We start from the raw sequence: 24,671 nt of genomic DNA, 5'->3' as shown, positions 1-24,671 counted from the left end.
GCGGGGCTGTATCGATCAGCGGCTCCGCCGCGGGGCGCGACCAGCCCCCACCGGCTCGCAGCCAAATGAACCGCATATCCCGCGGAGCTCACCGCGCAGACGATGCCTCCGTCACCGCAAGCAGCTGCGGCGCATCCGCATCAGTACCCAAACCGGTGCTGAAGTACGGCGACTTACGTCCCCACTTCGCCCAGGCCGCCGCCAGAAAACCGGACGCGACCATCAGCGACGGCACGAGAAGCAGGAACCACCCGTTGTCCGGGCTGAGTTCGAGATGGTCGGCGGAGGTGTAGAAGGACCAGGCGAGATACCCGCCGAGCCCGAGCAGCGTGGCCGCGCTCAACACCGGCAGCACCACCGCCCGTATCCCGTCCCGCCAGTTCTCGCGCAGCAGCCCCCGGAAGCGCACGGCGGCGGCGAGTGCGGTGAGCGCGTACGAGAGGGCGACGACCATGCCGATCGCGTTGACCGCCGCCAGGATCATGTCGGCGAGGCGCGGGATGACCAGGGCGAGCCCGGCGACGGCCGCCGCCAGCGCGCCGATCATCAGCGTGCCGGCCGCCGGAGTGCCGTACCGGGGGCTGACCCGGGACCAGGCCGGGCCGAGCGTACGGTCGCGGCTCATCGCGAACATCGCGCGGGCCGTCGGGATCACCCCGGCCTGCAAGGAGGCCACGGCCGAGAACATCAGCGCCACGAGCGGCAGCGCGGCCAGCGGCTGGTCTGCGAGCCGGTTGCCGAAGAACGCCAGGCCTTCGGCGCCGTGGCCCGCCAACTCGCCCTCCGACAGCACCCGTTGGAAGGCGATCGAGCCGAGCAGGAACAGCCCCAGCATCGTCACCAGGGTGGTGATCCCGGCCCGCGACGCCTGCTTCGGGTCCTTCACCTCCTCGTTGACGCTGAACGCGGCCTCGAAGCCCCAGTAGCAGAACACCGACAGCAGCATGCCCTGCGCGAGCGCCGACGCCGAGGGGATCTGGAAGGGGTCGAACCAGCTCAGGCTGAAGGGGTGCGGGCCGACGACGATGCCGTATCCGCAGAAGCCCAGCAGGACGACGTACTCGAAGACCAGCAGTGCGCCCTGGAGCCGGGCGGCCGTTCTGATGCCTGAGACGGCGGTGAGGGTGACGGCGACGAGGACCAGGATGCCGACGCCGGTCGTCTGGGCGGTCGACCCGGGGTCCAGGGTCAGCCCGGCCACCCGGTGCACACCCGCGTCGCCCGCCAGCTGGATCACCGCCGATCCGGTCACCGCCGTGGTGTACGCCAGGAACACCACCGCGGCCACGATGTTCACCCAGCCGACCATGAAGCCCAGCCAGGGACTGAGCGAACGCCCCACCCACACATAGCCGTTGCCCGCGTTCGGCTCCACCCGGTTGAGCCGGGAGTAGGCGCCCGCGATGCCCAGGATCGGCAGGAACGCCAGCAGCATGATCGCGGGCAGATGCAGCCCGACCACCCCGGCCGTGACCCCGAGACCGATGCCGATGCTCGTCGTGGCCGCCGTGCTGGACGCGGCGATGGCGACGCCGTCCAGCACACCGAGGGACTTGCGCAGCGCGGGCTGCGCGGACGACACGGGTGGGGGTGCGCCGTAGGGCTGGGGATCGGTCATGGCGGTCTCCGCTCACACCTGGGGGCCTCGGTCGACCCCGGTGAACGCACATGAAACTGCCCGGGGCCTTAACAGGTCAACGGTGTTGTCATAAGGTGCCCGCACCGGTCACCGCACCGGTCACCGCGCCGCGCATGATCGTGAGCCACCGCCAAGGAGGAGCCGATGAGCGACCGTGTCGTCCCGCCCGCCGCCCGACGGCGCAGGCGCCCCACCAAACAGGGCGTCGTCCTCTCCGAGGAACTGATCGTCGAGACGGCGATGCGGCTGCTCGGCGAACACGGCGCCGAAGCTCTCTCCGTGCGCCGCCTCGGCCGCGCCCTCGGCGCCGACCCGAGCGCCCTGTACCGCTACTTCCGCGACACCGACGAGCTGATGCTCGCCATCGCCGACGAACTCATCGGCCGTACGCTGCGCACCTGGCGCCCCAGCGGCGACTGGCGCGCCGATCTGCGCGATCTCGGCCTGCGGATGCACGCCGGAGCACTCGCCCAGCCGCAGGCGGCGGTGCTCAGCTCGTTCCGGGTGACCGGACGGGCGTACGAGATCCAGGCCGTGGAGACGGGCCTCGGTGTGCTGCGCGGCGCCGGGTTCCCGGACGCCGAGGCGGTACGGATCTACCACGCCTTCGTCGACCAGGCGCTCGCCTTCGGCGCCCTCGACTCGGCGAACGCCGCGCTGCCGAAGGCCGCCCGCGAGGCCGAGGCGGCGGTGTGGCGGGCGACCTACGCCCGGCTGCCCGCCGACACCCACCCGCACATCCATGCGACCGCCCGCCACCTCGTGATGGACATGCGCCACAGCTCCTACCCGGCGGCCCTCGACCTCTTCCTGACAGCGGCGGCGGCCCGCCTCGCACAGCTCACCGCGTCCGGCGGCGCCCATCCCGTGTGATTCCGGTGGGCGGGGTACCCGCACCGGAGAGGGCAGCGGCGACCGGACCCGCCCCGGACTCCGTACGGAGGAAGCATGACCTTGGTGACAGCGAGCGTTGTGGTGCTGGACAGCGCAGAACCCGAGAAACTCGCCGCGTTCTACATGGAGTTGCTGGAGGCCGAGGAGACGGTGACGACCGTCAACCGCATCGAGATCAGGGCCGCCGAGGGCACCCGGATGGAGTTCCGCCTCGACGCGAACATGACCCCACCGAGCTGGCCACGCGCCGAGGCTTCCTTCCAGGTCCACCTGGACTTCCGCGTGAGCGATCTCGACGAGGCGGAACGCAGGGTGGTCGGGCTCGGCGGACGCGCCCTGGAGACGAACGACGCCGGCACACCGTACGAGGAGCGGGGGTACGCCGACCCGGCCGGCCACACCTTCACCCTCCGCCGGGACGTGTCGACGACGTCCGAGCAGCTTTGACGGCTCGCGGGGACGGGAAGCAGGGCGACGGCACGCCGTCCGCGGACCGGCGGACACGGCTGACCGTGCTGGTCGCGCTGGGCGCCAATCTGCTGATCGTCGTCGCCAAGGCCGTGGGCGGGCTCGTCAGCGGGTCGCCCGCGCTGCTGTCCGAGGCAGCGCACTCCGTGGCCGACAGCCTCAACGAGGTCTTCCTGCTCGCCGCCCTGCGCCGCAGCCGCCGCCCCGCCGACCGGCGGCACCCCTTCGGCTACGGCAAGGAACGGTTCTTCTGGTCGCTGCTCGCGGCCGTCGGCATCTTCGTCATGGGCGGCTGCTTCTCCTTCTTCCAGGGCGTGGAGGCGTTCAGGGGCGGCGCGGAGGAGTCTTTCGACGGCTATGTGGTGGGCCTGGCCGTGCTCGGGGTCGCGCTGCTCGCGGAGGGCGCCTCGCTGCTGCGGGCCGTGCACCAGGCGCGCCGGGAAGGTGGCTCCGGTGGCACGGGCGCGCTGCGCGACCCCGCTCTGCGCACGGTGATCGCCGAGGACGGCACCGCCGTGCTCGGCGTGACGCTCGCCCTCGTGGGCATGGCCCTGCACATGGTCACCGGGCAGGTCGTGTGGGAGGCGTCCGCCTCCCTCGCCATCGGGGTGCTGCTCGTCTGCGTCGCCTACTGGCTGGGCCGGGACGCCCGCGCCCAGCTCGTCGGCGAGGCCGCCGATCCGGAGCTGAGCCGCGAGATCCGCGAACTGCTGGCGGCCCAGCCCGAGATCGACAGCGTGGAGGCCCTGTTCACGATGAAGATGGGGCTCGACTCCACACTCGTGGCCGCCCGGATCGATCTCGTCCCCGGTCTCGACAGCGAGCGGGTCGAGGAGATCGCCGTACGCATCAAGCGGTCCGTGGCCGACGCGGTCCCCGAGACCGGCGAGATCTTCCTCGACGTGACCGACGCGGACGCGAAGGAGGCAGCGAGGAGCCCCGCCGCGACGGGGGAGCGCGGCGGGGCCTGAGGCTCGGGTGCCCGGGGCCGGAGACTTCATGCCTCCCCGAACCGGAAATTCTTTTTTCCCGCGGTTGTCAGTTCCCTTCGAAGGGATCGAGGACGAACACGGGTATCTCGCGGTCGGTCTTCTGCTGGTACTCGGCGTACGGGGGATACGCGGCGACCGCCCGCTCCCACCACGCGGCCTTCTCCTCGCCGGTCACCTCACGGGCGACGAAGTCCTGGCGCACCGGCCCGTCCTGGAGGTCGACGTGCGGATCGGCGAGGACGTTGTAGTACCAGACCGGATGCTTGGGGGCGCCGCCCAGCGAGGCGACCACCGCGTACACCCCGTCGTGCTCCACCCGCATCAGCGGTGTCCTGCGGATCTTGCCGCTCCGGGCGCCCCGGGTGGTGAGCAGGATCACCGGCATGCCGGTGTCCATCAGGGTCGTTCCCTTGGTGCCGCCGGAGCTCTCGTACAACTCCACCTGCTCCCGCACCCACTGGGTCGGACTGGCTTCGTACTCGCCCTCAAGAGGCATGGCTCACGTCCCATCGTGTCGTCGTGTGTGGCTGCTGTTCACGGGGGTCAACACCGGGGCGGAGCGGATTCATCCGGGCGCGTACGGAGCGGCCCTTACCCGCGGGGTAATCGCTCCGTCCGGCGCCCTCGGCCACAGTGGGACCCATGACATCCGCAGCCACCACCACCCGCTCCGTCGTCGCAGACCTGCTGGCCCGGATCGGCGAGGGCGACCCGGAGCGGATCGCGGCCCTGTACGCCGAGGAGTTCGACTGGCGGCTGAACTGGCCCGAGGACGAGCACGGCCGCGCCGCCACCCCGTGGATCCGCCGCCGCGCCGGCCGCCCGGACGCCGCCGCCCACTTCCGCGACCTGGCCGCCCACCATGTCCCGGGCGAGGCCGCCACCGAGATCGAACGGGTACTGGTCGACGGCGAGGACGCGGTCGTTCTGGGCGAGATCCGGCAGACGGCCAGGGCCACCGGGCGCCCCTACCGCGCCCGGTTCGCCCTGCACCTGACCGTGCGGGACGGTCTCGTCGTACGCCATCACGTGTACGAGGACAGCCTCGCCGTCGCCCAGGCCTTCGCACCGGACGCCGACTGAGAAAGACGCCTGCGGTCGTGCGTCATGTCGGCTGCACCACCATCCGCACGGCCAGCGCCATGATCACCGCGCTGGACACGAGGGCCGTCACCAGCCGACCGCGCCGACCCGTGAGCGCCCGGCCGAGCAGGGCGCCGCCGGAGGCGACCAGCAGCTGCCAACTGGCCGAGGCGAGGAAGGCCGCGAGCACGAACACCCCTTGTTCCCAAGGGGATACGGCGTCCGAGGCCCGGCTGCCGAGCACCAGCGCGGCGAAGTAGATCACGGTGGTGGGGTTGAGCAGCGTGATGCCGACCAGCAGGAGGAACGCCCGGAGCGGACTCGGTGGTGTCGGGTCGGCGCGGGTGGAGAGCCCGCCGCCGCGGTACCGGCGCAGGGCGCCGAGCCCGCCCCGGAGCGCGAGCACGGCCAGCACCAGGGCGGACGCCCAGCGCAGTGGCACCAGCACCGGTTCCAGGGCACCGGCCAGCGCGGAACCCCCGAGGGCGGCCAGCAGGGCGTAGAGACCGTCGGCGGTGGCGATGCCGAGAGCGGCACAGACACCGGTCCTGAGGGTCGTACGGGCGGTTAGGGAGACGAGATAGGTCGTGACCGCTCCGACGGGGATGGCGATGCCGTACCCCGCGAGCAGCCCCGCGACCAGCGCGGCCGTCATGAGCGCGGAAGCACGGGCCTCCGGGGACGGCCGGGCTGCTGCTGGGACCGCACCGGACGAGCGGCGGCGGACATCAGCGGCAGGAGGGCATCGATCGTAGACATGGCGTGATCCTGGAGGCGGAGACCGGGTACCGGCAACTCATTTAGGGTTTCCGGATGACCGAGACGACCCGACAGGCCCCGAAGCCCTTCCTCTACGTCATCGTCTGCGCCGCCGGAATCGCCTCCGACATCAGCAAGTTGATCACCGCCGCGCAGGAACGCGACTGGGAGGTCGGGGTCATCGCGACGCCTCTCGCGATGGGATTCTTCGACCCGGCAGCCGTCGAGGCACAGACCGGACGCCCGATCCGGTCCGCGTGGCGCAAGCCCGGTGATCCGCGGCCCTTCCCGGCGCCGGACGCCGTGCTCGTCGCGCCCGCCACCTTCAACACCCTCAACAAGTGGGCGGCCGGAATCGCCGACACCCTCGCGCTGGGCACGCTGTGCGAGGTGTACGGGATGGGCGTGCCGATCGCCGTACTGCCGTGCGTGGGCGACGCGTTGGCCGCCCATCCCGCGTACCGGGCGAGTCTGGAACGGCTGCGCGGGATGGGGGTGCGGTTCGGGGATCCGTACGCCGGAGACGTCCAAGAGGGCGACGTGCGGCCGGAGTTCGGGTGGGAGCGAGGACTGGAGCTGCTCGTCACACGGTGATCGGTCACACGGTGATGTCCAGCGGTGCTCCCATCGGCAGCCAGCGGAACCGCTTCCGGATGTCGTCGGGCGCCTTCGCCAGTTCCGTCTCGATCGACCGGCGGCCCTCCTGGAAGTGCCGCCAGCCCTCGTAGTGGACGGGCAGCGCGGTCCGAGGTCTCAACTCGCCGCACAGGGACACCGCTTGGGCCGCCGTCATCGTGTAGCGCAGGGGGCCGGTCAGCGGGAAGCGGACGCCACCGAGGTGCAGGAGCGCCGTGCCGACGGTCAGCCGGCGGGCGACCTCGCGCACACCGTCGTACAGGACGGTGTCCCCGGAGATCCACAGCGCGCCGTGCCGCTGCCCCTCCCAGCGCAGGGCGAAGCCCGTCACCTCGCCGACCACCGGGCGTGAGAGCGGCGGGCCGTGCCGGGCCGGGGTCGCCGTGACCTCGACCGTCGGGCGACCCGGGGCGGTCAGGCGGTACGTCGTCCAGGGGGCGAGGCCGTGCGCGTTGCCGCCCAGCCTGCGCTCCCCGGACGGTGTGGTCAGGACGACGTCCACCCCGGGCAGCAGGGCCCGGCCCGCTGTGTCGAGGTTGTCGCCATGGTGGTCGTGGGTCAGCAACACGGCGTCCAGTGAGGGGAGTTCGGTGGCTGCGAGCGCCGGTCCCGAGGTCTTCACCGACGAGGTGCCCCAGCCGAAGGAGTAGCGCCGGCCGGGCGGGTCGAACGTCGGATCCGTCAGCAGCCGCCAGCCGCCCGCCTCGATCAGCGTGGTCGGTCCGCCGATGTGCGTGACGCGGGCCTCGGTCATACGGAGATCCCCTTCTGGACGCCGGGTTGCCGATCATTCATTCCGTCGGTTTCGCGCGGTCAACCGGTGTGCCGGCCCGCCCACTCCAGCACGTCGTCCGCGATCTGCTCCCAGCCGGGCGCGGCGGGAAGCAGGTGCGGCCGTCCCTCGTACTCCTTGATCTCCGTGACCGTCTTCGACTTGTAGTGCTTGGCGTTGGACTGCTGAACCTTGGGCGGCATCAGATGGTCCAGCTCGCCCGAGACGAACAGCAGAGGTGCGCGGTCGTCGTTGTGGTAATCGACGTACGTGCTCTGGTGGCCGGGGCGCAGGGTGGCCAGGGCGCTGTCGAAGAAGATGCTGCCGGACGCCGGGACCGCGTACCGCTCGTACAGTCGCCGGGACTCGGCCTCCTCGAACGTGTTGGTGAACGCGTAGTGCCACTGCTCGAAGTTCAGACCGACCGCCCGGTGCCGGTTGGCCGGGTTCTTGAGGACCGGGAAGGCCGCCTTGATCTGGGTCAGCGGCAGCACCGCCACCCCTTCGGTCGGCGCCGAGTTGATCGCCACGCCCGCCGCTCCGTGGCCCCGGTCGAGCAGAAGCTGGACGAAGACACCGCCCGCGGAGTGGCCGATGAGGATCGGCGGCTTGTCCAGGGAACGGACGACGTTCTCCAGGGTCTCGACGATCTGCGGGACCGTGACCTGCTCGACCGGCGTCGGGTCGGCGTTCAGTGACTCGACCTCCACCTCGAAGCCCGGGTAGGCGGGCGCGAGGACGCGGTAGCCGCGCTTCTCGTAGTGGTCGACCCAGTGTTCCCAGCTGCGGGGTGTCACCCAGAAGCCGTGGATCAGGACGATGGTGTCGGGAGTGCTCATCGGTGCTCCTCAGTCGGTGGCGCGGTACGCGGCCTTGATCTGGCGGACGACGACCTCCGGACGGGACATCATCACCACGTGCGAGGCGCCCTTGACCTCGACGGTCCGGCTGCCGGCCCGCTCGGCCATGAAGCGCTGGACGGCGGGCGGGATGACGTTGTCGGCGGTCGGGATGACGTACCAGGACGGCAGGGTCTTCCAGGCCGGTGCGCCGCTGCCGCTGCTCAGCCCTTCGAGGCTGCCCGGGCGTTGGGCCGCCGCCATGACCTGGGTCGTCTTCCTCGGCAGGTCCTGGGCGAAGACGTCGTGGAACTTCGCCGGGTCGATGTAGCCGTCGTGGCCGTCGGCGGCGCCCGGCTGCGGATACGTCCGTACCAGCAGGGACTCCGGCAGCTTGCTGCCGGGGAACTTCCCGGCCAGGTCCAGCGCGGTCTCGCCCTGGTCGGGCGCGAAGGCGGCGACGTACACCAGCGCCTTGACGTTGGCCCGGCCGCGCGCCGCGTTGGTGACCACCTCGCCGCCGTAGGAGTGGCCGACCAGGATCACCGGCCCGGGGATGCTCGCCACGACCGACGAGACATAAGCGGAGTCGGCGGTCAGGTCGCGCAGCGGGTTGGCCGGGGCGATCACCGGAAAGCCGGCGTCCTGAAGGGACTTGATCGTGGCGTTCCAGCCCGACGCGTCGGCGAACACACCGTGCACGAGCACGACGGTCGGCTTGGGGGCGCCCTTCTCCGCCGAGGCGGGCGCGGGGGAGGAGTGTGCGACGGCGCCGGTCAGACCGAAGACCAGGGCGCAGCTCGCGAGGACCGTGCCCAGGGTGCGGTGGAGTCGCATGCTCACGAAGTTCCTTCCGGGGATCAGGAGTTGAGGAAGTCGAGGAGATCCGCGCTCAGTTGGTCCTTGTGCGTGTCCGTGATGCCGTGCGGCGCGCCCGGATAGACCTTGAGCGTGGCCGACTTGATCCGGGCCGCCGACGCCCTGCCGCCGACGTCGATCGGCACGACCTGGTCGTCGTCGCCGTGCACGACCAGCGTCGGCACGTCGAAAGCGTCCAGGTCGGCGCGGAAGTCGGTGGCCGAGAAGGCGGCGATGCTCTCGTAGGCGTTGCGGTGCCCGGCCTGGAGGCTCTGCCGCCAGAAGGCGTCCCGGATGCCCTGCGAGACGTTCGCGCCGGGCCGGTTGTTGCCGAAGAACGGCCCGTCGGCGAGATCCCGGTACAGCTGCGAGCGGTCGGCCAGCGAACCGGCCCGGATCCCGTCGAACACCTCGCCCGGGACGCCGCCCGGGTTGTCGTCCGTCTTCAGCATGAACGGCGGTACGGCGGACACCAGCGCGAGCTGTGCGACGCGCCCGGTGCCGTGCCGGCCGACATAGCGGGCGACCTCGCCGCCGCCGGTCGAGAACCCGATCAGGGTCACGTCCCGCAGGTCGAGGGTGTCGATGAGGGTGGCCAGGTCGTCGGCGTACGTGTTCATCTCGTTGCCGTGCCAGGTCTGCGTGGAACGGCCGTGACCGCGCCGGTCGTGCGCGATCGCCCGGAAGCCATGGGTGGCCAGGAACAGTTGCTGTGCCTCCCAGCTGTCCGAATTGAGCGGCCAGCCGTGGGCCAGGACGACCGGGCGGCCCTGGCCCCAGTCCTTGTAGAAGATCTCCGCGCCGTCCGCTGCGGTGACGTATGGCATGGGGGTGTGCTCCCGTCTGCGGGACTTGTCCGACCCCCTGATCGTCGTCGGGGCCGGCGGGCCCCCGTATCCCGTGGAGCGCGTAGTTGTGACCCCGGATCAGAGTCCCGGGGCCTGGGCGAGCTGCCGCCGGGACGTCACATCGAGCTTCCGGAAGATCTTCCGCAGGTGGTAGTCGACGGTGCTGGCGCTGATGAACAGCTGGGCGGCGATCTCGGCGTTGGTCGCGCCGCCCTTCGCGAGACGGGCGACGGTGAGTTCCTGCGGGGTGAGCGCGCTGGCTGTTCCGGCCGATCCGCGCCGGGGGTGTTCGCCCGTCGCGGCCAGTTCCTGGGCGGCGCGCGCCGAGAAGCCCGTGGCGCCCATCGCGTCGAACAGGCTCACCGCCGTACGGAGTTGCTCGCGGGCGTCCTTGCGGCGCTTGCGGCGGCGCAGCCACTCGCCGTAGTGGAGGTGGGCGACCGCCAGATCGGACCGGGCCCGGGTCCCGGACAGCAGGGCGATCGCCTCGGCGTAGAGCGGTTCGGCCTCGTCGGCCGGGGCGAGCAGGGCCCGGCAGCGGGCCAGCAACCCCAGTCCCCACGGGGTGTCGGCGGCCGTCGCCCGGGAGGTGAGGGTCCCCAGGGCGGTCGTGGCGAGGACGCGGTCGCCGCAGCGTACGGCCGCCTCGACGAGATGGGGGAGGAGCCGGGAGTGGATGCCGTACGCGTCGTGCTCGACCAGTGCGAGGGAGTGGTCGCGGGCGGTGGCGTAGTCGCCGCGGCTCAGGGCCAGCACGGTCATCCCGATGCGGGCGATGGATTCGACCGCGCCGTTGCCGAGCCAGGTGCCCGCCTCCATCGAACCTCGCAGAACGGTGTCGAGGCCGTCGGCGTCGCCGTGCCAGGCGAGGAGTTCGGGATGCCGGTAGATCGCCCAGACGTCGTCGGTGGCGCCGATCGCCGCGCGGATCTGGTTGCCCTCCGCGTGCAGGGCGTCGGCGGCGGACAACTGGCCGAGGTTCGTCTCGGACATCACCCAGCAGTACAGGGCGGTGTCCAGCTGGGTGAGCGCGCCGGTGGCCCGGGCCACGTCCGCGGCCCGGCGCATGATCGCGGTCTGTGTCCGCTCGTCCCACCGGATCATCGACATGGTGACGGTGGGCAGGAAGGCGCGCAGTACCTGCTCGTCGGGCGTGCGCGGGTCCAGCACCATCGCGCAGGCCTGCCGCAGATGCGGGACTGCGCTCTCGTAGCCGTCGAGGGCCAGCACGGCGAACGCGCGCAGCACGAGATCGACGCCGGTGGCCGACCCGGAACGCGGGACGAGCGTCTCGATGGCCCGGGCGACCTCGGCCGGTGAGGTGTCCCGGCTGAGGTGCTCCGCGGTGATGACGCCGTGGATCGCCTGGAGGAACGCCTCGCGGGCCAGCTCCGGCGCCCCCTCGATGAGCAGCAGCGCGGCCCGCAGACACAGCGAGGGTGCCCGTGAGAAGGAGTCCGCGTCGCCCAGCGCCAGGACCGCGTAGGCCCGGACCAGCAGGATCCGGCCCCGGCCCACCGCGTCGAGCGGACCGACGTCCACCGCGTCGACCAGCGACTCCGCCTGAAGGGGCGCCCCGGCGCGCAGCGCGGCCTCGGCCGCCGCGAGCAGCCGTCCGGCCCGGGCACCGTCCTCGGGTGTCAGCTCGGCGGCCCGGGTGAGGAAGGTCGCGCGGGCCGCGAATCCGCCCCGGGCGCCCGCCCGGTCGGCCGCGCGCTCCACCTCCGCCGCGACCCCGGCGTCGGGGCCGAGCGCGGCGGCGGCCAGATGCCAGGCCCGCCGGTCGCTGTCGGCGGGCCGGTCGGTGGCCTCGGCCAGCGCACGGTGGGCGCGCCGCCGCTCCACGCTGGTGGCACCCCCGTACACCGCGGAACGCACCAGCGGATGCCGGAATGCGCCGGTGGCCCGCAGCACCACCAGCCGGGCGGTCTCGGCCGGGCCGGACGCCTCGGGGCCGATGCCGAGCCGCTCGGCCGCGCCAGTGACATAGCCGAGGTCGCCGCCCGGTTCGGCGGCGGCCAGCAGCAGCCAGGTCTGCGTGGCCTTGGGCAGTGCGCGCACCCGTTGCAGGTAGTGCGCCTCCAACCGCCCGCCCACCGGCAGGGGTTCGGGCAGCGCGAGGCCGCCGGCCAGCTGGTCTGCGGACAGTTCCTGGCCGAGGTCCGCCAGCGCGAGGGGGTTTCCGGCGGTGGCGGTCACGATCCGCGCCGCGACCCGCGCGTCCAGCGGTCCGGCGACGGTCTCGCGCAGCAGCTCCAGCGCGAACGGCTCGGCCAGCCCGGTGACTTCGGTGACGGGCAGCCCCGCCGGTACGTCGAACCCGGTGCGCGCGGCGAACAGCAGCCCGACGCCCTCCGCGTGCATCCGGCGCCCGACGAACGCCAGCACGCCCAGGGTCTCCTCGTCCAGCCACTGGGCGTCGTCCACGAGCGCCAGCACCGGCCGCCGCTTCGCCGCCTCGGCGAGGAGGGTGAGGGTCGCGAGCCCGACGAGGAAACCGTCGGCGGGCGGCCCGTCGGCCAGTCCGCAGGCCACCCGCAACGCCTCGCGCTGGGCCTCCGACAGCGGACCGGGCTCCTTGAGCCCCTCCAGGAACGGTACGAGCAGCCGGTGCAGGGCCGCGAACGGGAAACCGGTCTCCGCCTCGACACCCGCGATGCGCAGCACCCTCAACTCGGCTGCCTCGGTCGCCGCGTGGTCGAGCAGTACGGTCTTCCCGATCCCGGCGTCACCGCGCAGCAGCACGACCCGGCTCAGTCCCGCGCGGAGGTCGCCGACGAGACCGTCGAGTAACGCCCCTTCTGCCGCACGCCCTTTGAGGATCAACCCAACACCCTTCAGGAGGACCCCGGTCGGAGGCCGGGGACGGCTGATTGTGCGGTTTCTGTGAAGCCCTCACATTCAAGCAGGACCAGTGCCCGATCGGAGGGCAATGTCCTGGTTCCGCCCTCAACTCCGGCGGATATATCCATCGGTGCCCGGCGTCGACACGTCGACGTCCCTGCGGACGATGCTCAGTCGGCCACCGAATTTCGCGACGGCCTTGCGCAGTCCGGAGTCGGTGTACTCGATCACCACGACCCGGTCGTCGAACGCCTCCGCGTACTCCCCGCACTCGTCGAACTCGCCGCACTCCTCCGCGACCGCGAAGTCCAGTCCGGCCTTCTTCCTGAGTCCGGCCAGTTCCACGGTGTTCTTCTGCCCGATGGCCAGCCCACGGGCGTGCGCGTGCCGGGAGAGCAGGGTGATGAAGGCGGTGGCGTCGGCGGCGGTCAGGAGGTCGTCGGAGCGGGTGTAGCTGTCGTAGTTGTCGGGCTCCACCGCGTCGAAGCCCTTGTCGGCGCAGCCGTCGATCCACTCGTTCACCCGCGCCGCGATCCGCTTCCGCTTCGCCGCCGTACCGATGTCGAGCAGCGCCTCGTCCCAGTCCTCGTCGATGACGACCTCACCGCCGGAGTCCCGCAGCAGCAGATCGGCGGGCCAGGACTTCTCGGCGCCCGGCTGGGCCTGGAAGGCGTTGACGTAGCAGATGTTGTAGAGGCCGGGCGCGGGAGCCGCCGTACGGTCGCGGCTGACGATGCGCACACCCGCCGGAGGACGGTAGGCGCCGCCGATCTGGTAGTCGAAACCGGCGTGCAGCGGCGGCAGCCGGATCTCCGCCGAGGGCGTCGACCGGGGCTCGTCCTCGTCGTTCGCCTTCGGCGGCGAACCGCACGCCGTCAGCCCCCACAGGGCCGCGCAGACGGCCGCCAGCACGATCCCGCCCCGGACACCGTGGCGCTGCTGGCGACTTGGGCCGGACTCGATGCACACGACCAAGATCAAAGCGCCCGGCACGCCCGCAGTCAAGCGAGCCCCCGGTGCGCGGACGTCCGAGACCGCACGAGCCGGTGATCACGCCAGGACGTACGCTCGCTCTCGTACCCGTGACGTCAGCCGAAGGCGGGAGCAGCAACGATGCAGTATGTGAAGCTCGGTTCGACCGGTCTGGACGTGTCGCGGATCTGTCTGGGCTGTATGAGTTACGGCCTTCCCGATCGCGGCGCCCACGAGTGGACCCTCGACGAGGAGGCGTCGCGGCCGTTGATCCGCCAGGCCCTCGACGCCGGGATCAACTTCTTCGACACGGCGAACGTCTACTCCGACGGCACCAGCGAGGAGATCGTCGGCAGGGCCCTAGCCGACTTCGCCCGCCGGGACGAGATCGTGCTGGCCACGAAGGTGCACGGCCGGATGCGGCCCGGGCCCAACGGCGGCGGTCTGTCCCGCAAGGCGATCCTCGCCGAGATCGACCACAGCCTCACCCGCCTCGGCACCGACTACGTGGACCTCTACCAGATCCACCGCTACGACTCCGTCACCCCGGTCGAGGAGACGATGGAGGCGCTGCACGACGTCGTCAAGGCGGGCAAGGCCCGCTACATCGGGGCGAGTTCGATGTACGCCTGGCAGTTCTCGAAGGCCCAGTACACGGCCCGGGAGCACGGCTGGACCCGGTTCGTGTCCATGCAGAACCACTACAACCTCCTCTACCGTGAGGAGGAGCGCGAGATGCTGCCCCTCTGCGCCGACCAGGGCGTCGGCGTCCTGCCGTGGAGCCCGCTCGCCCGTGGCCGGCTCACCCGAGACTGGGGCACCGCCACCGGGCGCAGCGAACGCGACGACTTCGGCCGCACCCTCTACCCGGAGGGCGACCGCACGATCGTCGAGGCGGTCGCCCGGATCGCTGCCCAGAGGGACGTCCCGCGTGCGCAGGTGGCCCTTGCCTGGCTGCTCCGCCAGAGCCCGGTGACCGCCCCGATCGTCGGCGCGACCAAGCCGCACCACATCGACGACGCGGTGGCCGCCGTGGACCTCGACCTGACCGACAAGGAGATCGAGGAACTCGGGCAGCCGTACACCCCGCACCCGATCAGCGGCCACTGACCGCTCCGGACCGGTCATGGCATGATCGGGCCGCATGCGGGGAGGGGGCGGCGTATGTGGCCGTGGGGGCGGGGCGGGGCGGACGGAAGCGGGAGCAGGCGCTCGGGCGTGCGGAGGAGGCGCTGCGGGACGCGGCGGCTCATCGACGAGCGGATCGGCCTGAACCGCGCGCAGTGCCGGCAACTGGTGGCGGGCACCGAGGAGGTCCTCACCCGGCACGTCACCTTCTACGCCGACCACTTCACCGATCTCGACGCGTGGACCCCGCTCAGCGGGCACGACACGGCGGCCCGACTGGACGGAGCGGCAACGGTGTTCTGGGGGCGGTCCGGCACCTGGGACGGGATCCTCGACAGCCACCGCGACGGCGAGGACGAGCGTGCCGAACTCTTCGACGTCCTCGCGCGGTTCCGCACCGGGTGCCGGCCGATCCTCACCGACGCCGCGGAGTCGACGGCTGCGGCCCGGCGCGACCTCGACAGCCTGGCCGACGACGGCGTCCGCAGCCGCTCGCTCGGGCGTGCCCTGCGCACGCTGGAGGGCGAGCTGGACCGACTGTCCGACGGCCGCACCACGGTCGCGAGACGGGCCGAGGTCGCGTCGCGCGGGCGCCGGCTGCACGCGGAGGCCGAGGACATACGGTGCCGGTTGCGCGCCGTACGACCCCGGCTCGCGGTGCTGACCGAGGCCGCCGAGGTCGGTTGACGCAGACCGGGCGCCGCCGTCAGTGCGGCGCCGACGCCGCCCCGAACTCCGTACCGCACGGCCCCGCCCCCTCGCTCTCGCGCAGCCGGACCCGGTCGCCGTCCATGGAGATCGTGCGGTAGAAGTGGCCGATCCGCTCGGCCGAGCGGCCCACGTAGTGCCCGATGAACGAGCGGCGGAACCGGTCGGCGCTGCGGTTGGGCTGTGAGCCGTGCACCAGGCTGCCGTTGAAGAAGAGGACGTCACCCGGCGCCATGTCGACCGGCACCGTGGCCAGACCGGGCGGCGGGGGCACGTACTCCCGGGCGAAGGACACCCCGGCGTCCGCCTCCTCCGGACAGAACAGGTCCATCCGGTGCGTGCCCGGCACGACCTCCAGGCCGCCGTTGTCCCGGTCGATCGGCTCGCAGGCGATCCACGCGGCCACACAGGTCCCCGGCTCGACGCGGAGGTAGAAGTTGTCCTGGTGCAGCGCCTGCCCCCGGGCACCCGGCGGCTTGAAATAGAACATGCTCTGCGCGGCCAGCACCTCCTCACCGAGCAGCACCTCGAGAACGGCGCGCAGCCGGGGGTCCAGCAACAGGGAGAGCGACGGCTCGTGGAACTCGTGCGGCTGCATCACGCGCGGATACGCGTCCAAGGGGTCGGCCGGACGCCCGTCCTGCCCGGACGGCCGCGGCTCGAAATGCCCCGGCACCGGACCGGCCGCGTGCAGCGCCGTGAACCCGGCACGGAGCGCGGCGATCTCCTCGTACCCGAACAGACCCCGTACGACGGTGAATCCGTCCTCCTCGAACCGTCGGCGCCCCTCCTCCGGCAGGATGGGAGCGCCAGCGGCGCTGATGCCTGTGACTGTCATCGTCCACTCCTTCGGTCCGCTGCGACTCGCCGTCACACTAGGGGTGCCGTGCCCCGGGGGAGGATGCCTGTGAACGCTGACGGATTGCCCGAGACCGCCGTCCCTGCACCACCGCCCGGCCTGGTGACCGTCGGGCGCTACGACGAGGGACCGGGGTACGCGGTCAACCGGCCGCAGGGCGCCGACAGCTGGCTGTTCACCTGGACGACCGGCGGCCACGGGCTGCTGACGCAGGGCGCGGCCGGGGTGCGGGCCGGCGCCGGGGACCTGGTCGTCCTCGGCCCCGGAGTGCGCCACCGCTATCAGGTCCGACCGGGCGCCCGGCACTGGCGGTTCTGGTGGGCGCACTGTCAGGCCCGCCCGTCCTGGACGCCCTGGCTGAGCCCGTACGCCGTCGGCGACGGCATGTATGTCGTCGCTCCCGTCCCGGACGCCCTGCACGACCGGATGGCGACCGCTTTCGCCCGAATGCTGTCCGACGCCCGCTGGCCGGGCAGCGGCACAAGGCCGCCCAATTACCCACCCGATTCCGCTGTTCCGTCTGCGCCCGAGAGTCCGATAGCCGTCGCACACGGCACCGCCGCCCGGGAACTCGCCCTCTGTTCCCTGGAGGAAATCGTCCTGCTCGCCTCGGCGGCCGCCCGGCCCCTTCCACAACGGCCGGGAATCGACGCCCGCGTGAGCCGCGCGGAAGCCCTCATCGCCGCCGATCCCGCCGCCCCGCACACCGTCCGGTCGCTCGCCGAGGGCGTCGCGCTCTCGCCCTCGCGGTTCGCGCACCTCTTCACCGAGCAGCTCGGCAGGTCCCCGATGCGGGCACTGCGCGAGGCCCGACTGAGCCATGCGGCCCGGCTGTTGGAGGTCACCGACCTGCCGGTGGAACGCGTCGCCGTCGCCTCCGGCTTCGCCAGCCCGTTCCACTTCAACCGGGTGTTCCGCGAACGCCATGGGACGCCGCCGGGCGCGTACCGGACGCTGTGCAGGCGCGTACCAGCGGTAACCGATGACGCTATTGGTTCTGTGGTGGCTCCTGGGCCGCGAGGTGAAGGAACCGGTCAACTCCCGTGACGGCGCCGTGTGTTGCCGGGATCTACCACACACCCGGAACGTGAGCTGGGGAAACGCACAGGAAGTGCCGGCGGGACGGCGTGGACAGACGGTTTTGCGCCACCGGTGGTGGACTACCGCCAATGGTTGCGAAACAGCCCTGAGCGAAGTGAATACCGTTTGCAATGAGGATGTTGATACAGTGGCAATCCCAAAAGATGCATCCCATTGACACGCCGTCAACTGCATTAGTCCGTGCTGGAATGCGGAAAACGGCGTGATCTCTTGTTCCAGCTCGATGAGCTGTGCAAAGGTGTGCACGTCGGCGTGCGGACAGTCTCTTTTCCCCCTGCACGTACGCGGCGTCCCCGTTGGCTCCCCGCTCCAAAAGAGCTGTCCGCTGCGGGCGTTCGCGATGCCGATTCCCCGTTTGGTCCGATCCTGTCGTTTCGTCGGCCGGGTCGCATACCGCTAGGTATGGACTAAAACCCGCGTTGTCCGTGGAGGAATGCAGACGTGAAAGACGCAGGCCTGTCGAATTCCCCAACCCCAGCTCCGGCTTACGACGCTTCGGATGTCGAACTCAGCGCCGAGCTGACGAAGTGGACGGGGACGACGCCCGCACTCCATCCCGTCGGTGAACTGCTCGACCGGCACTGGGAAGCAGCTTTCGCCTACGCCCGTCTGTGCACCAGTGGCGCGCGCCCCGCCGGAATGCTGACCACCGCCGCGTTCACCCGCCTCTTCGGGGAATCCCTCAGGCACAACGGCCCGACCTCCGCGTGGCGGCCCCAACTCCTGGTCACCGTCCGTCGTCTCGCGGCCGAGTGGGAGAGCGACCACCGCCACGAGATGCTCCACCCCGAGCTGCGCACCACACCCGGCGGCGGGAACCGCGTCGCCGCCCGACTGCTGCCCGCCCCCGACCGGCGGCTGCTCTCCAGGGCGTTCCAGAACCTCTCGCAGTCCGCGCGCTGTCTGCTGTGGCACGCGGAGGTCGAGGGCGAACCGCTGGAGATACCCGCCGCCCTGCTGGGCCTGAGCATGGCGGACGCCGCCGTGGAACTCGGGCGGGCCCGTGGCCGCCTGCGCGAGGAGTGCCTGCACGTCCACCGCGAGGTCGTGCCCCGCGACGAGTGCCGCCGCTACATCCGGCTGATCGACGTCACCTGCCGGCGCCGCAGCCTCGACGTCGACCCCGATCTGGCCAAGCACCTCGCCGACTGCAAGCACTGCCGGTACGCCGCCGACCAGCTGAACCAGTTCAACGGCGACCTCGCCCTCGCGCTGGCCGAGGGCGTGCTCGGCTGGGGTGCGCGCGCCTACCTGGAGTCACGCCCGGGACGTGCCGCCGAGAGCGCCATCGTGGAGGTCGAGCAGGCCCCGATCGTCGAGATCGCCACGGTCGAGAGCCTGCTCCCGGTGCCGCGTGTCCTGGCCCAGGCCCCGCCCATGCCCACCACGGCACCCGTCTCCACCGAACTGGTCGTCCGCCCCGGATCGCACCGCTCCGCGCACAAGGCGGCCCGGCGCGCGGTCCGCCGCCGCAACCGAGCCCTCGCCGTCGCGACCGTGAGCGCGCTGGTCCTCCTCCCGCTGGTCCTGTGGAACGCCCTCGGCCAGGGCGACGACGAGGGCCCGACGGCCGAGACCAGCCCCTCGGACACCGCCACCAACGGCTCCGGCACCTCCGACAACGACCCCTCCTGGATCGGCGCCGGGGAGACCACGAAGGGCGCCCTGCTCGGCCGGCTGCACAACGTCGAGTCCGGACTGTGCATCGGCGTCGTCGGCGGCAAGCCCGTCAAGGGCGCGGAGACCGAGCTGACCGGCTGCTCGTCGGCGGCCGGCCAGCAGTGGGCGTACGAGAAGGACGGCCTGCTGCGCAGCATCGCCGCCCCGGACCTCTGCCTCGACTCCCACCTCGGCTACTCCGTCCAGCTGGCCCCGTGCACGGGCACCGCCCAGCCCGCCACCAAGAACGTGCGCTACGACTTCACCCTCCAGGGCACTCTGGTCCCGCGCTGGGACCAGGACCTGGCGCTGACGCCCGCCGACGCCAAGAGCAAGACCGCGCTGGTCCTCAAGACCCGCGAGGAGTCCGCCGACCAGCACTGGGTCTTCGACTCCTCGTCGCCCTCGCTCCAGATGGAGGCCGTCAACTGGGACGCGGCCACCGAGTCCACCGCCCCGGTCGTCAAGAAGAGCCCCAAGCCCTCACCGACCCCGACGGCGACTCCGACCCCCACCCCCACAGCGTCCGAGCCGACCGCGACCCCGTCGACGGCCCAGCCGAACCCATCGGCCTCGTACCCGTCCAACGTGCCCTGCTACTACTACGGCTACTACGCCTGCTCCTCCAACGGGCAGTACGGGAACAACGGCAACAACTACGGCTACGGATACGGCGGCTACGGCTACGGCGGTGGATACGGCGGCTGGGGAGGCCACTGACCACCGGGCCCCGCCCGCCCCTCAGCCCCCGACGACCAGCAGCGAGCCCCACAGCGCCACCACGGCCGGGATCAGCGCGGCCGGCACGGAGATCAGCCCGAGCCGCGTGAACTCCCCGATCCCGACCTCGTGTTCGTAGCGGTGCACGATCCGCCGCCACAGCAGGGTCGCCAGCGATCCGGCGTACGTCAGGTTCGGACCGATGTTCACCCCGAGCAGCACGGCGAGCACCGCACCCGGACCGGCCGTGGCGGTCAGCGGCAGCAGTACCAGCACCGCGGGCAGGTTGTTGATCAGATTGGCGAGTACGGCGGCCAGCGCGGCGATCCCGAGCAGCGCGACCAGTCCGGTCCCGTCGGGCAGCACCCGGCCCAGCGCGTCGGCGAGCCCGTTGTCCACGACCGCGCGGACGACGACGCCCAGCGCCAGCACGAACGCGAGGAACCCGGGCGCCGTGGCCCGCAGCACCGCCACCGGGGTGGCGCGCCGCCGCAGCAGCGCGCGCCCGGCGAGCACGAGCGCTCCCGCGAGCGCCGCCCACGCCGGGTCGATGCCCACCGCGGAGGCCACGACGAACCCGGCCAGCGTGCAGCCCACCGTGACAAGGGCGAACAGGGGGAACGCGGGCGTGTCCTCCGTCTCCGGCCGGGACACGGCGTCCTGCGCGGCCACCGCCAGATCGGCGGCGAAGAACCGCCGGAACACCAGGTACTCGGCGCCGATCGCGACCAGCCAGGGCAGCGCCATCAGCGCCGCGAACCGGGTGAAGCTCAGTCCGCTCGCGCTGAACGCCAGCAGGTTGGTGAGGTTGGAGACCGGCAGCAGCAGCGACGCCGTGTTCGACAGATGCGCGCAGGCATAGGAGTGCGGCTTGGGCCGGATCCCGCTGCGGGCGGCCGTGGCGAACACCACCGGGGTCAGCAGTACGACGGTCGCGTCCAGACTCAGTACGGCGGTGATCGCCGAGGCGAGCACGAAGACCGAGGTCAGCAGCCGCTTCGGCCGGTTCTCCGCCCGACGGGCCATCCATGCCCCGCAGGCCCGGAAGAGCCCCTCGACATCGCAGAAGTGGGCCAGCACCAGCACGGCCGCGAGGAAGCCGACCACCGGCCCGAGCCGCTCGGCCTCCTGCCACGCGTGCTCCGGCGAGATCGCACCGGTGACGACCACGAGCCCGGCGGCGGGAACCGCCACGACCGCCTCCGGCAGCCCGAAGGGGCGGACGACGGCGCAGGCCAGGACGGCGACGAGCAGCACGACGGACAGTGCCTCGGCGGACGCGGAGTTCAGGGTTCGGTCCTCCGGGACGGAAATTTCGGAACCCACCCATGAAACCAGGCGGCGGTCAGGGACCTGCCCACCGGGTCGGGGCCCCGCTCACGGGCTCGCCCCACCGGGCCGGGCGCCGCTGACCGGCCCGCCCACCGGGTCAGGGCGCTGGTAATGGGCTCGCACACTGGGGTCGGGGGTGCTGGTCGTGGGGTTGCTCACCGGGTTGGGGTGCTGGTCGTGGGGTTGCGTGCCCGGGTCGGGGTGCTGGTCGTGGGGTTGCTCACCGGGTTGGGGTGCTGGTCGTGGGGTTGCGTGCCCGGGTCGGGGTGCTGGTCACGGGCTCGCTCACTGGGTCGGGGGCACCGCTCACGGGTTTGCGTGCCCGGGTCGGGATGCTGGTCATGGGGTTGAGTGCCGGGCAGGGGCGCTGGTCACGGGCTCGCCCGCCGGGCCGGGGTGCCGCTCACCAGCTCGCCCACCGGGTCAGGGCGCCGCTCATCGGCCCGCCCACCGGGTCGGGCGCCTCCAGTCAGGTCACGCGCCGCTGCCCGGGCCGAAGACCGTCAGGAACACCGACGACTCGTTTCCGCCGATGGGCACCTCGCCCTTGTCCCACGGCACCTTCAGCGGGTCCCGTTCGTCCGGCGGGGTCACCAGCAGCTCGGCCGGGGTCGCCGTCTCCGCCTCGCTGATCTCCGGGTTGGCGAAGCTCAGGCCCGCCCAGGCGCTGCCGCCCGGCGCCAGCTCGACCGTCGTCGGCGTCGCCTCCGAGCGCTTCGGGTCGGGGCCGAGCTGCTTGCCGGCCGCGTCCACGAAGGCGGCGCCCGGGTAGCCGCGCAGGGTGCAGACGCGGTCGGAGTCGTTGGTGAGGACGACGGGGAAGTTCTTCTGCCCGGCGCCCGGATCGAGCCGCCCGACGGAGGCACTCAGGTCGGCGGTGCGACAGCGGGTGCCGTCGGTCGACGGGGCGGGCGTCGAGGGGGCGGCCGTCGAAGGAGTGGCTGCCGATGCCGTCGGGGCAGCCGTGCCGTCGCCGTTGTCGCAGGCCCCGAGGAACAGGACCGGTAAGGCGAGCAGCGCGGCCCGGGATGAACGGAAGATCGCCATGTCGACACTCACTCCTGGAAGTCACTTCGCGTACGGCGTCTCGTGCACCGTCACGAGTGTCCGATGCGGCCCGAGCCAAAAAGGTTCACGCCCCGTTTGAGTCAGGACTCACACCTCGTCCGTCAGCGACAGCTCCGCCCAGATCGTCTTCCCGTCGGGCGTGTGTCGGCTGCCCCACCGCTCGGTGAGCTGCGCGACCAGCAGCAGACCCCGCCCGCCCTCGTCGAAGGTTCTCGCGCGCCGCAGATGCGGGGCGGTGTGGCTGCTGTCGGAGACCTCGCAGATCAGCCTGGCCGCGTCATGGATGAGGCGCAGCCGGATGGGATGCGACCCGTACCGGATGGCGTTGGTGACCAGCTCGCTCACCACCAGCTCGGTGGTGAACCCGGCCTCGCTCAGGTCCCAGACGTCGAGCTGCTCCCCGACCTGCTTGCGGATCGGCCCGACGAGCGCCGGATCCGGCGGGATGTCCCACGTCGTCACCCGGGAGGCGGGCAGCCCCTGGGTGCGGGCCAGCAGCAGCGCCACGTCGTCGGCCGCGCCGCCCGGCGGCAGCAGGGTGTGCAGGATGCGGTCGCAGGTCTCGTCGAGCGAGTCCGCGTACGCCGCCAGCGCTTCGCACAGCAGCCGGTGACCGGTGTCGATGTCCTGCTCGCGGCTCTCGATCAGCCCGTCGGTGTAGAGGGCGAGGACCGTGCCCTCGGGCAGATCCAGTTCCGTCGACTCGAAGGGGAGCCCGCCCAGTCCCAGCGGGGGACCGGCGGGCAGCCGGACTTGCCGGGGTCTGCCGCCCGGCGTGAGCATGACCGGCGGCGGATGCCCGGCTCGGGCGATGGTGCAGCGTCGCGCCACCGGGTCGTACACCGCGTACAGACAGGTGGCGCCGACCTCGCCGGGGCCGCCCTCGCTGCCGGCCTCGGCGGACAGCCGTACGACGAGGTCGTCGAGGTGGGTCAGCAACTCGTCCGGGGCGAGGTCGATGTCGGCGAGCGTGCGCACGGCGGTGCGTAGCCGGCCCATGGTGGCGGAGGCCTGGATGCCGTGGCCGACGACGTCCCCGACGACCATCGCGACCCGCATCCCGGACAGCGGGATCACGTCGAACCAGTCGCCGCCCACCCCGGCCCGCGCCGCCGGGAGATAACGCGAGGCCGCTTCGAGGGCGGCGGTGCGCGGCAGGGTCCGGGGGAGCAGGCTGCGCTGTAGTGCGAGGGCCGTCTCGCGTTCGCGGGAGAACCGGCGGGCGTTGTCGATACAGACGGCGGCCCGGGCGGTCACCTCCTCGGCGAGCAGCACGTCGTCGGGGGTGAACGGGTCCGGTCGCCGGTACCGGGTCAGGACGGCGACGCCGAGGGTCGTACCGCGTGCCGTTATGGGGACGGACATCGTGGAGTGGATGCCGAACTCCTTGACGCGGTTGAAGCGTGCCTTGTCCCAGGCCAGCCACTGTTCGAGGTCGCCGGAGGGCACGGTGGCCACGATGGTGCGGCCCGCGAGGAGGGAGTCGGTCTGGGGCGAGAAGACGGGGTACTGGTCCAGCTGTCCCGGTTTGGCGACGGCCTCCGGGTTGCCGGGGAGGATCGAGCGGTGGGCGGCCCGGCGCAGGCTGATGGGCGCCGTCAGTTCGGCCGGCCGGTGGTCGCCGCCGTGCTGCGGCGGGTCCAGCAGGTCGACGCTGACGAAGTCGGCGAGGGCCGGGACACAGACGTCCGCCAGCTCCTGCGCTGTTCGGGTGACGTCGAGGGTGGTGCCGATGCGCACACTCGCCTCGTTGACCAGCTGGAGCCGCTCCCGGGCGAGGTACTGCTCGGTGAAGTCGTGGGCCGCGAGACAGACCCCCCGCACCCGCCCCTCGGCGTCCTTGAGCGGCGCCAGCCGGGCCAGCCAGGCATGCGCGCGGTCCTCGCCGCCGGTCTGTAGATAGGTCTGCACGTCCTTCGCCCGGCCGCTGGTCAGCACGTCGAGCATGTGCTGCTCCAGCTCCGCGCTGCGCTCCTTGCCGCCTATCTCGGCGATCCTGAGCCCCCGGATACGATCCAGCGGCAGCCCGATGACCCCGGCCATGGCGTCGTTCACGCCGTGCAGCCGCAGCCGGTCGTCGTAGACGGCCGTCGCACAGGGCGCCTGGGCCAGCGCGGCCAGCATCAGCGGGTCGTTCTCGGGCCGCGGCCCGCCCTCCAGCGGGGTGACGACGAGCCACTCGGCCGGGCCGCCGTCCGGGGGCGGCCGGTGGTGGGCGAGGAGCCAGGTGGACACCGTACGGCCGTCGCGGTGACGCAGCGCGAGGGTGCCGGACCAGGGATCCTGCTCCGGGCGGCCGGGCCCGTCGGGACCGCCGTCGGCCAGCAGAGAGGCGGCGGGACGACCCAGCACCTCGGCCGCCGACCAGCCCAGCAGCCTGCGAGCGCCCTCGTTCCAGCCGGTCAGTGTGCCCCGCTCGTCGACGACGGCCCGCGCCGTGGCGGCATCGTCGAACGGGTACACCGGACTCATCGTCGCCACTCCATCGTGAA

General features: G+C 72.0%; 22 protein-coding genes. 9 read left to right on the top strand and 13 right to left on the bottom strand.

The features are described 5' to 3' along the window. Nucleotides 1-88: 88 nt before the first annotated feature. A complete protein-coding gene (locus tag OG787_RS03645; protein ID WP_405534269.1) occupies nt 89-1,618 on the bottom strand; it encodes an APC family permease in 1,530 nt (509 codons plus the stop codon). Nucleotides 1,619-1,783: 165 nt separating this feature from the next. On the opposite strand from OG787_RS03645, the gene OG787_RS03640 reads away from it, so the two are divergent. The 3 genes from OG787_RS03640 to OG787_RS03630 all read left to right on the top strand — a co-directional run bounded on the left by OG787_RS03640 (nt 1,784) and on the right by OG787_RS03630 (nt 3,972). Further along, on the top strand, nt 1,784-2,512 hold the full coding sequence (locus OG787_RS03640) for a helix-turn-helix domain-containing protein (RefSeq protein ID WP_369032740.1): 729 nt from the start codon (nt 1,784-1,786) through the stop codon (nt 2,510-2,512). A gap of 75 nt (nt 2,513-2,587) precedes the next feature. Then, on the top strand, nt 2,588-2,980 hold the full coding sequence (locus OG787_RS03635; protein ID WP_369032741.1) for a VOC family protein: 393 nt from the start codon (nt 2,588-2,590) through the stop codon (nt 2,978-2,980). Further along, the gene (locus tag OG787_RS03630) at nt 2,977-3,972 is read left to right on the top strand and encodes a cation diffusion facilitator family transporter (RefSeq protein ID WP_405534268.1); all 996 of its coding nucleotides are present in this window, start codon (nt 2,977-2,979) and stop codon (nt 3,970-3,972) included. The genes OG787_RS03635 and OG787_RS03630 overlap by 4 nt, the downstream gene beginning before the upstream one ends. Nucleotides 3,973-4,039: 67 nt before the next feature. On the opposite strand, the gene OG787_RS03625 is transcribed toward OG787_RS03630, so the two are convergent. After that, nucleotides 4,040-4,489, bottom strand: coding sequence for a nitroreductase family deazaflavin-dependent oxidoreductase (locus OG787_RS03625; RefSeq protein WP_369032743.1), 450 nt, complete (start codon nt 4,487-4,489; stop codon nt 4,040-4,042). A 146-nt stretch (nt 4,490-4,635) separates the two neighbouring features. On the opposite strand from OG787_RS03625, the gene OG787_RS03620 reads away from it, so the two are divergent. Next, a complete protein-coding gene (locus OG787_RS03620) occupies nt 4,636-5,076 on the top strand; it encodes a nuclear transport factor 2 family protein (RefSeq protein ID WP_369032744.1) in 441 nt (146 codons plus the stop codon). Nucleotides 5,077-5,098: 22 nt separating this feature from the next. Here OG787_RS03620 and OG787_RS03615 read toward each other — a convergent pair whose 3' ends face one another. Beyond that, a complete protein-coding gene (locus tag OG787_RS03615) occupies nt 5,099-5,731 on the bottom strand; it encodes a LysE/ArgO family amino acid transporter (protein ID WP_405534267.1) in 633 nt (210 codons plus the stop codon). A gap of 158 nt (nt 5,732-5,889) precedes the next feature. Here OG787_RS03615 and OG787_RS03610 point away from each other — a divergent pair, with 158 nt between their 5' ends. Beyond that, on the top strand, nt 5,890-6,429 hold the full coding sequence (locus tag OG787_RS03610; RefSeq protein ID WP_369032746.1) for a flavoprotein: 540 nt from the start codon (nt 5,890-5,892) through the stop codon (nt 6,427-6,429). A gap of 4 nt (nt 6,430-6,433) precedes the next feature. Here the strand turns inward: OG787_RS03610 and OG787_RS03605 are convergent, their stop codons facing one another. From OG787_RS03605 to OG787_RS03580, 6 genes are all read right to left on the bottom strand, one after another. Then, nucleotides 6,434-7,225: an MBL fold metallo-hydrolase gene (locus OG787_RS03605; RefSeq protein WP_405534266.1), complete on the bottom strand. Its 792-nt coding sequence runs from the start codon at nt 7,223-7,225 to the stop codon at nt 6,434-6,436. Between the two features lie 59 nt (nt 7,226-7,284). Next, complete coding sequence (locus OG787_RS03600; RefSeq protein ID WP_405534265.1) at nt 7,285-8,082, bottom strand: alpha/beta hydrolase; 798 nt, start codon at nt 8,080-8,082, stop codon at nt 7,285-7,287. A gap of 9 nt (nt 8,083-8,091) precedes the next feature. Continuing rightward, entirely contained in the window at nt 8,092-8,919 is an 828-nt protein-coding gene (locus OG787_RS03595) for an alpha/beta fold hydrolase (RefSeq protein WP_405540403.1), read from the bottom strand. A 23-nt stretch (nt 8,920-8,942) separates the two neighbouring features. After that, nucleotides 8,943-9,767, bottom strand: coding sequence for an alpha/beta fold hydrolase (locus OG787_RS03590; RefSeq protein WP_389350405.1), 825 nt, complete (start codon nt 9,765-9,767; stop codon nt 8,943-8,945). A 99-nt stretch (nt 9,768-9,866) separates the two neighbouring features. Beyond that, nucleotides 9,867-12,614, bottom strand: a complete 2,748-nt coding sequence (locus OG787_RS03585; protein ID WP_369032750.1) for a LuxR C-terminal-related transcriptional regulator — start codon at nt 12,612-12,614, stop codon at nt 9,867-9,869. A gap of 123 nt (nt 12,615-12,737) precedes the next feature. After that, the gene (locus tag OG787_RS03580) at nt 12,738-13,595 is read right to left on the bottom strand and encodes an endo alpha-1,4 polygalactosaminidase (protein WP_405540402.1); all 858 of its coding nucleotides are present in this window, start codon (nt 13,593-13,595) and stop codon (nt 12,738-12,740) included. 150 nt (nt 13,596-13,745) lie between these two features. On the opposite strand from OG787_RS03580, the gene OG787_RS03575 reads away from it, so the two are divergent. Continuing rightward, a complete protein-coding gene (locus OG787_RS03575; RefSeq protein ID WP_369032751.1) occupies nt 13,746-14,714 on the top strand; it encodes an aldo/keto reductase in 969 nt (322 codons plus the stop codon). Between the two features lie 108 nt (nt 14,715-14,822). Beyond that, entirely contained in the window at nt 14,823-15,419 is a 597-nt protein-coding gene (locus tag OG787_RS03570) for a hypothetical protein (RefSeq protein ID WP_405534264.1), read from the top strand. A 19-nt stretch (nt 15,420-15,438) separates the two neighbouring features. On the opposite strand, the gene OG787_RS03565 is transcribed toward OG787_RS03570, so the two are convergent. Further along, nucleotides 15,439-16,278 (bottom strand): phytanoyl-CoA dioxygenase family protein, encoded by an 840-nt coding sequence (locus tag OG787_RS03565; protein ID WP_369032753.1) that lies wholly within the window; start codon nt 16,276-16,278, stop codon nt 15,439-15,441. 63 nt (nt 16,279-16,341) lie between these two features. Between OG787_RS03565 and OG787_RS03560 the strand changes: the two genes are divergently transcribed. Continuing rightward, nucleotides 16,342-17,346, top strand: coding sequence for a helix-turn-helix domain-containing protein (locus tag OG787_RS03560; RefSeq protein WP_369032754.1), 1,005 nt, complete (start codon nt 16,342-16,344; stop codon nt 17,344-17,346). A 495-nt stretch (nt 17,347-17,841) separates the two neighbouring features. After that, the gene (locus OG787_RS03555) at nt 17,842-19,779 is read left to right on the top strand and encodes a ricin-type beta-trefoil lectin domain protein (RefSeq protein ID WP_405534263.1); all 1,938 of its coding nucleotides are present in this window, start codon (nt 17,842-17,844) and stop codon (nt 19,777-19,779) included. Nucleotides 19,780-19,800: 21 nt separating this feature from the next. Here the strand turns inward: OG787_RS03555 and OG787_RS03550 are convergent, their stop codons facing one another. The 3 genes from OG787_RS03550 to OG787_RS03540 all read right to left on the bottom strand — a co-directional run bounded on the left by OG787_RS03550 (nt 19,801) and on the right by OG787_RS03540 (nt 24,651). Then, the gene (locus OG787_RS03550) at nt 19,801-21,069 is read right to left on the bottom strand and encodes an arsenic transporter (protein ID WP_405540400.1); all 1,269 of its coding nucleotides are present in this window, start codon (nt 21,067-21,069) and stop codon (nt 19,801-19,803) included. Nucleotides 21,070-21,585: 516 nt separating this feature from the next. Then, on the bottom strand, nt 21,586-22,158 hold the full coding sequence (locus OG787_RS03545) for a DUF4232 domain-containing protein (RefSeq protein ID WP_405534262.1): 573 nt from the start codon (nt 22,156-22,158) through the stop codon (nt 21,586-21,588). 108 nt (nt 22,159-22,266) lie between these two features. Then, on the bottom strand, nt 22,267-24,651 hold the full coding sequence (locus OG787_RS03540; RefSeq protein WP_405534261.1) for a SpoIIE family protein phosphatase: 2,385 nt from the start codon (nt 24,649-24,651) through the stop codon (nt 22,267-22,269). Nucleotides 24,652-24,671: the final 20 nt, after the last annotated feature.

Source organism: Streptomyces sp. NBC_00075 (genome assembly GCF_045041225.1).
Classification (GTDB): domain Bacteria; phylum Actinomycetota; class Actinomycetes; order Streptomycetales; family Streptomycetaceae; genus Streptomyces; species Streptomyces adonidis.
This window is presented reverse-complemented; position numbering and strand designations above follow the sequence as displayed.

Coding starts and splice junctions, on each gene's coding strand:
- OG787_RS03645 (WP_405534269.1), bottom strand. CDS start 1,618: ATGACCGATCCCCAGCCCTACGGCGCACCCCCACCCGTGTCGTCCGCG.
- OG787_RS03640 (WP_369032740.1), top strand. CDS start 1,784: ATGAGCGACCGTGTCGTCCCGCCCGCCGCCCGACGGCGCAGGCGCCCC.
- OG787_RS03635 (WP_369032741.1), top strand. CDS start 2,588: ATGACCTTGGTGACAGCGAGCGTTGTGGTGCTGGACAGCGCAGAACCC.
- OG787_RS03625 (WP_369032743.1), bottom strand. CDS start 4,489: ATGCCTCTTGAGGGCGAGTACGAAGCCAGTCCGACCCAGTGGGTGCGG.
- OG787_RS03620 (WP_369032744.1), top strand. CDS start 4,636: ATGACATCCGCAGCCACCACCACCCGCTCCGTCGTCGCAGACCTGCTG.
- OG787_RS03615 (WP_405534267.1), bottom strand. CDS start 5,731: ATGACGGCCGCGCTGGTCGCGGGGCTGCTCGCGGGGTACGGCATCGCC.
- OG787_RS03610 (WP_369032746.1), top strand. CDS start 5,890: ATGACCGAGACGACCCGACAGGCCCCGAAGCCCTTCCTCTACGTCATC.
- OG787_RS03605 (WP_405534266.1), bottom strand. CDS start 7,225: ATGACCGAGGCCCGCGTCACGCACATCGGCGGACCGACCACGCTGATC.
- OG787_RS03600 (WP_405534265.1), bottom strand. CDS start 8,082: ATGAGCACTCCCGACACCATCGTCCTGATCCACGGCTTCTGGGTGACA.
- OG787_RS03595 (WP_405540403.1), bottom strand. CDS start 8,919: ATGCGACTCCACCGCACCCTGGGCACGGTCCTCGCGAGCTGCGCCCTG.
- OG787_RS03590 (WP_389350405.1), bottom strand. CDS start 9,767: ATGCCATACGTCACCGCAGCGGACGGCGCGGAGATCTTCTACAAGGAC.
- OG787_RS03575 (WP_369032751.1), top strand. CDS start 13,746: ATGCAGTATGTGAAGCTCGGTTCGACCGGTCTGGACGTGTCGCGGATC.
- OG787_RS03565 (WP_369032753.1), bottom strand. CDS start 16,278: ATGACAGTCACAGGCATCAGCGCCGCTGGCGCTCCCATCCTGCCGGAG.
- OG787_RS03560 (WP_369032754.1), top strand. CDS start 16,342: ATGCCTGTGAACGCTGACGGATTGCCCGAGACCGCCGTCCCTGCACCA.
- OG787_RS03545 (WP_405534262.1), bottom strand. CDS start 22,158: ATGGCGATCTTCCGTTCATCCCGGGCCGCGCTGCTCGCCTTACCGGTC.
- OG787_RS03540 (WP_405534261.1), bottom strand. CDS start 24,651: ATGAGTCCGGTGTACCCGTTCGACGATGCCGCCACGGCGCGGGCCGTC.